The sequence below is a fragment of the Acidimicrobiales bacterium genome (assembly GCA_035540975.1).
Lineage (GTDB): Bacteria > Actinomycetota > Acidimicrobiia > Acidimicrobiales.
In genome coordinates, this window is the sequence record DATLFN010000008.1 from 49,105 (window position 1) to 58,868 (window position 9,764).

General features: G+C 71.4%; 9 protein-coding genes. All 9 read right to left on the reverse strand.

The genetic code is table 11. The features are described from left to right. Nucleotides 1–19: 19 nt before the first annotated feature. The gene (locus tag VM242_01385) at nucleotides 20–1,249 is read right to left on the reverse strand and encodes a M23 family metallopeptidase (protein ID HVM03799.1); all 1,230 of its coding nucleotides are present in this window, start codon (nucleotides 1,247–1,249) and stop codon (nucleotides 20–22) included. A gap of 162 nt (nucleotides 1,250–1,411) precedes the next feature. After that, nucleotides 1,412–2,293: a permease-like cell division protein FtsX gene (ftsX, locus tag VM242_01390; protein HVM03800.1), complete on the reverse strand. Its 882-nt coding sequence runs from the start codon at nucleotides 2,291–2,293 to the stop codon at nucleotides 1,412–1,414. Beyond that, the gene (locus tag VM242_01395) at nucleotides 2,284–2,763 is read right to left on the reverse strand and encodes a hypothetical protein (protein HVM03801.1); all 480 of its coding nucleotides are present in this window, start codon (nucleotides 2,761–2,763) and stop codon (nucleotides 2,284–2,286) included. The genes ftsX and VM242_01395 overlap by 10 nt, the downstream gene beginning before the upstream one ends. Next, nucleotides 2,760–3,446 (reverse strand): cell division ATP-binding protein FtsE, encoded by a 687-nt coding sequence (gene ftsE / locus VM242_01400; protein ID HVM03802.1) that lies wholly within the window; start codon nucleotides 3,444–3,446, stop codon nucleotides 2,760–2,762. The genes VM242_01395 and ftsE overlap by 4 nt, the downstream gene beginning before the upstream one ends. A 45-nt stretch (nucleotides 3,447–3,491) precedes the next feature. Then, the gene (prfB, locus tag VM242_01405) at nucleotides 3,492–4,598 is read right to left on the reverse strand and encodes a peptide chain release factor 2 (protein HVM03803.1); all 1,107 of its coding nucleotides are present in this window, start codon (nucleotides 4,596–4,598) and stop codon (nucleotides 3,492–3,494) included. 15 nt (nucleotides 4,599–4,613) lie between these two features. Beyond that, a complete protein-coding gene (gene secA / locus VM242_01410; GenBank protein HVM03804.1) occupies nucleotides 4,614–7,364 on the reverse strand; it encodes a preprotein translocase subunit SecA in 2,751 nt (916 codons plus the stop codon). Nucleotides 7,365–7,517: 153 nt separating this feature from the next. Further along, nucleotides 7,518–8,234, reverse strand: a complete 717-nt coding sequence (locus tag VM242_01415) for a response regulator transcription factor (GenBank protein HVM03805.1) — start codon at nucleotides 8,232–8,234, stop codon at nucleotides 7,518–7,520. 91 nt (nucleotides 8,235–8,325) lie between these two features. Beyond that, a complete protein-coding gene (gene raiA, locus VM242_01420) occupies nucleotides 8,326–8,910 on the reverse strand; it encodes a ribosome-associated translation inhibitor RaiA (protein ID HVM03806.1) in 585 nt (194 codons plus the stop codon). Nucleotides 8,911–9,213: 303 nt separating this feature from the next. Next, nucleotides 9,214–9,764, reverse strand: a 551-nt coding sequence (locus VM242_01425; GenBank protein HVM03807.1) for a phosphoribosyltransferase family protein, incomplete at its 5' end; no start/stop codon positions are given.

The window sequence follows — 9,764 nt, forward strand, 5'->3', positions numbered from 1 at the left end:
CCCCAACCAACCGGGAACCTCAGCGAACGGCGAAAAACCCGAGAGGATCGACGGGGATGCCCCGGACCCGGACCTCGAAGTGCAGGTGCGGGCCCGTGGAAAACCCCGTGGACCCCACCGACCCGATCACCTGGCCTGCCCCCACGACGGTGCCGGGCGCCACGAACATCTCGCTCTGGTGGGCGTACAGCGTGGCGACGCCGCCGCCGTGGTCGACGATCGTGGCGTTGCCGTAGCCGCCACGGGGGTTGGCCGCGACCACGGTGCCGGCCGCCGCCGCCCGGATGGCGGAGCCGGACGGTGCCGCGAAGTCGACGCCGTCGTGGTCTCGCACGGTGCCGAAGATCGGGTGGAGCCGGGGGCCGAAGTTCGACGTGAGGGGCACGCCGCTGACGGGGAGCGACAGCCGGCCCGGCGCCATGGTGACGGCGCCGGCCACCGGCGTCAGCCCCCGGAGCAGGGCGCTGACCCCGCTCGACTCCACGCGCAGGGCGGCGATCTGGTTCTCGAAGTCGGTCTTGCGCAGGCGGACCTGCTCGAGCAGCAAGGCGTGGCGGGCCTCCTCGCCCGCCGCCTCGGCCCGCACGGCGGCCAGCTCGTTGCGCAGCCCCTCCAGGTCGGAGAAGCGGTTCACCACGACGTCGCGCTGCTTCTTGGCGGCGTCCTTCCGGACCTCGACCGTCGCCCGCAGGGTGTCGGTGGCGTCGCGCCTGGCCGTGTAGCGACGGACGGCGTCGCGCTGGGCCTCGACCACGCTCGACAGGTAGCCGGAGGTGGCGGCGATCTCCCGCAGGTCGCCGGCCCGCAGCAGCAGCTCGGCCGCCCGTGCCGGGGGGTTGGCGATGTACGCGGCCACGGCGCGCCGGCGCAGCCGGGCCTTCTCCGACGCCAGCGCCTCGTTCTCCACGGCCAGCTGCGTCTGGGCCCGGACGAACTCCGACTGCACCCTCTCGAGGGCCGCCTCGGCGATCGCCGCCTCCCCCTCCGCCGAAGCCACCTGGGGGTCGAGCACGGTGACCTTCCGGTCCAGCGACGCCCGGCGCTCCTGGGCCTCGTCGAGGGCGGCCAGCAGGGCCGACTCCTCCTCGGACGCCTCGGACACCTCCTCCTTGAGCGTCTTGATCTCCGCCTTGATCTCCGCCTGGCGGTCGGCTGCGCTCTTCGGCGTCTCGGCGACGGACGGCCCGGCCCAGGCGACGAGGGCCACCGCGACGGCGGCGGCCAAGGTGGAGCGGGGGGCCCGGGTCACCTCCGGAAAGGTCGACCACCCGGGGGGCGACCTTGAGAGGCCGGCGGGAGGGCGCGGTGGCGGTCCGCCGCCGACTGGTCGGGACGGGAGGCCGTCGCCCGCCGGAGCTCGATCCGACTCGACCGAATGGAGTGGGCGAAGCGAACGAATGACGTCGAAGCGTCAGACGTCCAGGAAGCGGCGCACGGCGAAGGCGGAGCCGACCGTCCCGATGGCGGCGCCGGCGAAGAGGACGAACAGTCCGGTACCGACCACGTCGCTGGCCGGGGGCAGCAGCTGCACCCCGAGCTCGCTGTCGCCCACCGCTCCGGCCAGGAGGTTGCGGACCACCGCCACCACGCCGAACGCCGCCGTCGCCCCGACCAGCCCCTGCACCATCCCCTCCAGCATGAACGGGACGCGGATGAACCAGTTGGTGGCCCCCACCAGCTTCATCACCGCCACCTCCCGGCGCCGGGCGAAGATCGCCATCTGGATGGTGTTCAGGATGAGCAGGACGGCCGACAGGAGCAGGACGCCGGCCACCGAGACGATGCCGATCTGGAGCGCCCGGGTGACCTTGAGCAGCGTCTCGACGACCTCGCGGGCGTAGACGACCTCCTTCACCCCGGGCCGGTTCTTGAACCGGTCGCCGACCACGTCGACGAACTCCGCCTCCTTGGGCACGATCCGGTACGAGGGGGGCAGATCGGGCGGGCCGACGCTCTCCACCAGGTCGGGGGAGTTGGCGAACATCTCCTTGAACTCCTCGAACGCCGCGTTCTGGTCCACGAAGGTGAAGCTCTTGACCTCGGGCATGGCCGAGAGCTCGGTCTCGACGGCGGCCTTCTGCTCGGCCGTCGACTCGGGGAGCATGAACACCGACAGCTCCACGCCGCCCCGCCATTGGAGGCTCGCCTTGGAGACGCCCTGCTTGAGCAGCAGGGCGCCGCCCACGAGCGACAGGGAGACGGCGACGGTGAGGACGGCGGCAGCCGTCATCAACACGTTGCGCCGCAGGTTGCTCGCCGTCTCCCGCACGACGTAGTCGAGGCTCAGGGCCATGCTCGGGGCTCCTCCTGCGCCGCCTCGGCGGCGGCCTCCTCGGGGTAGGCGCGGCCCGGTCGGGCCAGCACCGCGAAACGGGCCACCCGGAAGGTGTGGTCCAACAGCACGGTCAGGACGGCGGCCACCGCCACCACGGCGACGGCCACCACCCAGGTGGCGGCCCGCGTCGACTCGGCGGCCGGCGACACGGCGATCACGCCCCGGCCGTCGGCCGTGGGCCGCAGGGCGGCGGCGGCCGCATCCCTGCCCCGGTCGATGGCGAAGCCGGCGCCGGCGACGGCCAGGAGGACCACGACGGCGGCGACGCCGGCCATCACGAGCTGGCGCCGGAACCACCAGTCGGCCGAGCCGGGCCCTCCCTCGTTCTGGCACCAGGAATCGACCGCATGGCGCCGGTTCCTGGTGCCAGAAGCGGGCCGGGGGCCGGCCGGGGCACCCCGGGCGCCGGCGCGGCCGCCGGGGCTCACGTGCCGTACCCGTACACGCCCCGTGCCTGGTCGCGGACCACCGTCCCGCGGTCGAGCTCGATGACCCGACGGCGCATCGAGTCGACGATGCCCTGGTCGTGGGTGGCCATCACCACGGTGGTGCCGGTCCGGTTGATGCGGTCCAGCAGGCGCATGATCCCCATGGTCGTGTTGGGGTCGAGGTTCCCGGTCGGCTCGTCGGCCAGCAGGATCAGGGGCCGGTTGACGAACGCCCGGGCGATCGACACCCGCTGCTGCTCGCCGCCCGACAGCTCGTTGGGCTTGTTGTCCATCTTCTTGGCCAGCCCGACGAGGTCGAGGATCTGCGGTACCTGCGAGGCCACCACGTGCTTGGGGCGGCCGATCACCTCGAGGGCGAAGGCCACGTTCTCGTAGACCGACTTGTTGGGCAGCAGCTTGAAGTCCTGGAAGATGCAGCCGATGTTCCGGCGCAGGTACGGGACCTTCCAGGAGTTGAGCTGGCCGATGTCCTTGCCCGCCACCCAGATGCGGCCGGCGTCGGGCTCCTCCTCCTTGGTGAGGAGGCGGAGGAAGGTCGACTTGCCGGACCCCGACGGGCCCACCAGGAAGACGAACTCGCCCTTCTGGATGTCGACCGAGCAGTCCCGCAGCGCGACGGTGGTGCCCTTGTAGGCCTTGGTGACGGACTCGAGTTTGATCATGAGGGGGACGGTGGAGCCGCGGCGACGCCCCGCTCCGGCCTCAGGCTACCCCTGGGTCCGCCGCCACCGTAGGTAGGCCTCCATGAACGGGTCGAGGTCGCCGTCCAGCACGGACTGGACGTTGCCCGTCTCCATCTCCGTGCGCTCGTCCTTGACCTTCTGGTAGGGCGCCAGCACGTAGCCCCGGATGAAGCTCCCGGCGCGCGACACCCGGCTCTGGGGGCCGGAGAGGGCGTCCAGCTTGGCCCGCCGCTCCTCCCGCTCCCGCTCGGCCAGCTTGGCCGCCAGGATCTGCATGGCCTTGGCCTTGTTCTGGAACTGGCTGCGCTCGTTCTGGCAGGAGACGACGATGCCGGTGGGAAGGTGGGTGAGGCGGACGGCCGAGTCGGTGACGTTGACGTGCTGCCCGCCCGCCCCCGACGAGCGGTAGGTGTCGACCCGGAGGTCCTTCTCGTCGATCACCACCTCGTCGGAGAGGTCCTCCAAGAACGGCGTGAGCTCGAAGGCGGCGTAGGAGGTCTGGCGGCGGGCCTGGGCGTCGAAGGGGGAGATGCGGTACAGGCGGTGGACCCCGCGCTCGCTGGCGAGGAGGCCATAGGCGTACCGGCCGCGGACGATGAACGTGGCCGACAGGATGCCGGCCTCCTGGCCGGCGGTGGCCTCGTCGACCTCCACGGCGAAGCCCCGCCTCTCGGCCCAGCGGAGGTACATCCGCAGCATCATCTCGGCCCAGTCCTGGGCGTCCGTCCCGCCCTCGCCGGCGTGGATCTCGCACACGGCGTCGCCCTCGTCGTGGTCGCCGGTGAAGAGGGACCGCAGGTCCAGGTCGTCGAGGGCGCGGCCGAGCTCGTCGATCGACGCCTTGAGCTCGGGCTCGACGCTGTCGTCGGCCTCCCGGACGGCCAGCTCGTAGAGCGTGGCGGCATCGTCCAGGCGGGCTCGCAGCCCGTCCAGCATGGACACGTCGTCGGAGATGCGGCCGAACTCGGTGCTCACCCTGCGGGCGTGGTCGGGATCCTCCCACAGGCCGGGCGCGGCCACGACCGGTTCGAGCTCGGCCAGGCGCGACCGCTTGCCGGCCAGGTCGAGGTAGCGCTCGGCCTCCTCCAGCCGCGCGGAGAGCTCCGTCAGGTCGCCGGTGAAGTCACGCACGGGGCCGCGTCCGCGCTACCTGCCGTGGCAGAGCTTGAACTTCTTCCCGCTGCCGCAGGGGCACGGCTGGTTGCGGCCGACCTTGTCGAACGCCGACGTCTTCACGATGGGCGCCTGGGCCGGCTCGCCGGCCACGGCAGCGGGCGACGGGCGGCCACCGCCGGCGGCGGCCGGCTGCGCAGGGGCAGTGGCGGGGGCCGACACCTCCCGCACGGGGCCCTCGGGGGCGACGTAGCTGGCCCGTTCCAGCTCGGGCTCGGCCGGGCGGTCCACCAGCACCTCGACGTGCATCACGTACTTCACGTAGTCGTCGTCGATGCCGGCGACCATCTGCCCGAACATGTCGTAGCCCTCGCGCTGCCAGGCGACCAGCGGGTCCTGCTGGCCCATGGCCCGCAGGTTGATGCCTTCCCGGAGGTAGTCCATCTCGGCCAGGTGCTCGCGCCACTTCTGGTCGACGATCTGGAGCATGATCGAGCGCTCGAGCTCCCGCATCATCTCGGGGCCTCCCGGGAGGTCGCGCTCGCGCTGCTCGTAGTGGGCGACGGCCTCGGCCAGCAGGCTCTCCTCGACCTCCTCGGCGGAGACCGCCTGCTTGAGCTCGTCGGCGGTGAACCTGGTGGGGAAGTAGAGGCGGACCTCGGTGAGCAGGCCGTCGAGGTCCCAGTCCTCCGCGTAGTCGGAGACGAGATAGCCCTTCACCAGGCCCTCCACCGCGGCGGCCAGGATCTCCAGGGTGCGCTCCCGCAGGTCGGTGCCGTCGAGGATCTGCCGGCGGCGCCCGTAGATGACCTTGCGTTGCTCGTTCATCACCTCGTCGTACTTCAGCGTGTTCTTGCGGATCTCCGCGTTGCGCTGCTCGACGGTGTTCTGGGCCCGCTCGATGGCCTTGGTGACCATCTTCGCCTCGATGGGCACGTCGTCCGGGAGCGCCTTCCCCATCACCCAGCTCATGGCGCCGGTGGCGAAGAGCCGCATCAGCTCGTCCTCCAGCGACAGGAAGAAGCGGCTCTCCCCCGGGTCGCCCTGGCGGCCGGCGCGGCCCCGCAGCTGGTTGTCGATGCGGCGGCTCTCGTGGCGCTCACTGCCGAGGACGTACAGCCCGCCCAGCTGGCGGATCTCGTCGCCCTCGGCCCTGGTCTCCGCCTCGAACTTGGGGATGAGCTCGGCGAGGAGCGCGGCCCCCTCCTCGGTCTCGGGATCGAGGCCCTGGGCCACCACCTCGTTGCGGGCCAATCCCTCGGGGTTCCCGCCGAGGAGGATGTCGACGCCCCGGCCGGCCATGTTGGTGGCGACCGTGACGCCGCCCAGCCGGCCCGCCTGGGCCACGATGTGGGCCTCCCGGGTGTGCTGCTTGGCGTTGAGGACGCTGTGTTGGATGCCGCGCCGGTCCAGCAGGCGGGACAGGACCTCGGACTTCTCGACCGACGCCGTTCCGATGAGGATGGGCTGGCCCTTCTCGTTGCGCTCCACCACGTCGTCCACGACGGCGGCGAACTTCGCCTCCTCCGTCTTGTAGATGAGGTCGCCCAGGTCGTTGCGGACCATCGGGCGGTGGGTGGGGATGGGCACCACCGGGAGGTTGTAGGTGTTGGCGAACTCCGAGGCCTCGGTCTCCGCCGTGCCGGTCATCCCCGAGAGCTTCTCGTAGAGCCGGAAGTAGTTCTGAAGGGTCACCGTCGCCCAGGTGTGGTTCTCCTCCTTGATCTTCACCCGCTCCTTGGCCTCCACCGCCTGGTGCAGGCCGTCCGACCAGCGCCGGCCGTCCAGGATGCGCCCGGTGAACTCGTCGACGATCTTCACCTCGCCGTCCATGACGACGTAGTCCTTGTCCCGCTTGAACAGCTCCTTGGCCTTGAGGGCGTTCTGGAGCTGGTGCACGTAGTTCACCGAGACGGCGTCGTAGAGGTTGCCGACGTTGAGCTGGCGCTCGACCTTCTCGATCCCCTCCTCGGTGGGGACGACGGTCCGCTTCTCCTCCTCCACCTCGTAGTCGACGTCGCGCACGAGGGCTCGGACGATGCCGGCGAACTGGTAGTAGAGGCGCGCCGACTCGGCGGCCGGGCCGCTGATGATGAGCGGCGTGCGGGCCTCGTCGATGAGGATGGAGTCCACCTCGTCGACGATGCCGAAGACGTGGCCGCGCTGGACCATGGCGTCCAGCGAGCGCGCCATGTTGTCCCGCAGGTAGTCGAAGCCGAACTCGGTGTTGGTGCCGTAGGTGACGTCGCACGCGTACGCCTCCCGCTTGCGGTCCGAGCCCTCGATCTCCGGGCTCACCCGGCCCACCGTGACCCCGAGGAAGTTGTGGATCCGGCCCATCCACTCGGCGTCCCGCCTGGCCAGGTAGTCGTTGACGGTGATGACGTGCACGCCCCGGCTGCTCAGGCCGTTGAGGTACACGGGCAGGGTGGAGACGAGGGTCTTGCCCTCACCGGTCTTCATCTCGGCGATCCACCCGAAGTGCAGGGCGGCGCCGCCCATCAGCTGGACGTCGAAGTGGCGCTGGCCGATGACCCGCCAGGCAGCCTCCCGGACGACGGCGAAGGCCTCGATGAGCAGCTCGTTGAGGACGTCGTGGATGGAGTCGCCGTCGGCCGTGGCCCGGGCGATGCGCTCGCGGAACTCGACCGTCCTGTGGGCCAGGGCGTCGTCCGAGAGCGCCTTGATCTCGGGCTCGAGGGCGTTGATCTCGGGCACGATCCCCTGGAGGGCGCGCACCTTCTTGCCCTCGCCGGCCCGCAGGATCTTGCTGAACACGCTCATGGCGACCCCATCCTAAGACCGGGCGGCCCGCCGGGCCGCCCGGTGAAGCACCGGGCCTCGCTGCGCTCGGCCCCCACGAGGCGCGGGGCCGGTGCGCCGGCGCGGCTTCTCGTTCCGCCCGGCCGGGCCTCGCTGCGCTCGGCGGCCGGGCGGTCACGCCTCGCGGATGTCGAGCAGGCGCTCCTTGACGGCGTAGATCACCGCCTCCATGCGGTTGTGGAGGTGGAGCTTCTCCAGGATGTTCCGGACATGGTTCTTGACCGTGTTCTCGGAGATGTAGAGCTCCTCGGCGATCTCCCGGTTGCTCATGCCCTTGGCCACCAGGCGCAGCACCTCGATCTCCCGGTTCGTGAGGGCAGGGGCCGGGAACTGCTGGCGGTCCTCGGCCCGGCGGACCAGGGCGTTGAACTCGCTGAGCAGCTTGGACGCCATGGAGGGGGAGATCAGGCTCTGTCCCTGCATGACCGCCCGGATGGACTCGGCCACCTCGTCGACGGAGATCTCCTTCAGCAGGTAGCCGTTGGCACCCGCCTTGATCGCCTCGTAGAGGTCCTCCTCCTCGTCGCTCACGGTGAGCATGAGGATCTTGGTGCTCGGCAGGTCGGCCCGGATGGTGGCCGCCGCCTCGATGCCGTTGACCTTCGGCATGCGGACGTCCATCAGCACCACGTCGGGCGCCAGCTCGCGGGCCTTCTCGATCGCCTCCTGGCCGTTCTCGGCCTCGGCGACCACGTCCACCCCGTCCTCGGTACCGAGGACCACGAACAGCCCGCGTCGGAACAGGGCCTGGTCGTCGGCGATCAGGACGCGGATGACCTCGTCCGACGACGCCTCACGCTCGTGATCCGACAGCCTCAGGTTCTCAGACACCTTCGTCCTTCCCGGCGGGGACGGCCCGCCCGATGACCAAGAGCGGGCCGCCGGCGGCGGTGATGCTCCATCTTGACTACTCATCGGCAGGTCAGGCCCCGTCGATGAGCCCGATATGACCATCCTTGCGCCGGTAGACCACGGCGGCGGCGCCGGTGTCGGCGTTGGTGAACAGGAAGAAGTCGTGGCTGAGCAGCTCCATCTGGAGCACGGCCTCCTCCGGGGTCATCGGCTTGATGGCGAACTGCTTGGTCCGGACGATGCGGGGCGAGGCCTCGTCCGACTCCTCGGCTTCGGTCCCGACGGCCGCCACCGTACCCGCCGGGGCCGACGTGGCGGCGCCATGCGAGCCGGCGCCCGGCCGGCGGTGGTGGTTGCGCCCGTTCAGCTTCCCCTTGAGCTTCTCGATCCGGTGCTCCAGCTTGTCGACCACCCGGTCGACGGCCGCGAACGCATCGCCGGCGGTGGCCCGGGCGCGGACCACGTGGCCGTGGCCGTGCATCGTGACCTCGCAGACGTCCTTCTCGGCGATGCGGGGATTGCGCTCCTCGTGGAAGCGGACCTCGGCGCGCTCCATGCCGTCGAGGAAGCGGACGAGGCGCGAGAGCTTCTCGTCCACCGCCTCTCGGAGCGTGTCCGACACCTCGACGTTGCGGCCCTGGATGGAGATGTCCACTCGGCTCCTCTCGATATCGGTATCGGCGTTCTGGTACGGGTCGCGTGCGGCTGACCTGGTCTTTGACCCCACACTCGCCTGCGGAGGGGTTCGCGCCTGCGGCGATGGCGGCTCCGGGGCCCCACACCGGCCGGCATCAGGCACTCCCCCCTTCTCCACCCCGCGCCGACAGCCGGCGCATCGATGGGCAGGACTTACCTCTAAACCGCACCATGCTCGGCAACCACGGGTTGCCTTACGTGGGTCGTTTCGCCCGCGGCTGGCATCGACTTTCAACCACAGACCCGCACGCGGCCCATGCCCTCAGTCTACGCAGGCCGGTTCGCCGCCTTGGCGGGGATCTTCGACCGGGCGGCGGCGGGCGGCGGCCACGGCGGTGACCCGGACCGGGTGGCCGCCGGCCCGGAGGGCACCGGCGGCGGCGGCCAGCGTGGCGCCGGTGGTGACCACGTCGTCCACCAGCAGCACGCGGCCCGGGGGCGGCCGGCGGGCGACCAGCCGGGGCCCCCGGAGCCGCTCGGCGCGCGACGCTCCCGTCTGCGGTGGGCCGGGGAGGCGGCGCAGCAGCGGCAGGCACGGCACGCCGAGGCGGCGGGCGACGGCGCGCGCCAGGAGCCGGCCCTGGTCGAAGCCGCGCGCCCGCCGGCGGGCGGCGGTGGTGGGAACCCACGTCACCGCGTCCAGCTTGTGGGCGTCCACCAGGGCGGCCATCCCGGCGGCCAGCCACGGGAGGGCGGACCGGGCGTTGCGGTACTTCAGCCGGGCCACGACCTCCCGGCCGACGCCCTCGTAGGCGAGCAGGGCGACGCAGCGGTCGACGCCCGGCGGGGGCGGCAGGGCGTCGACCGCTGCGT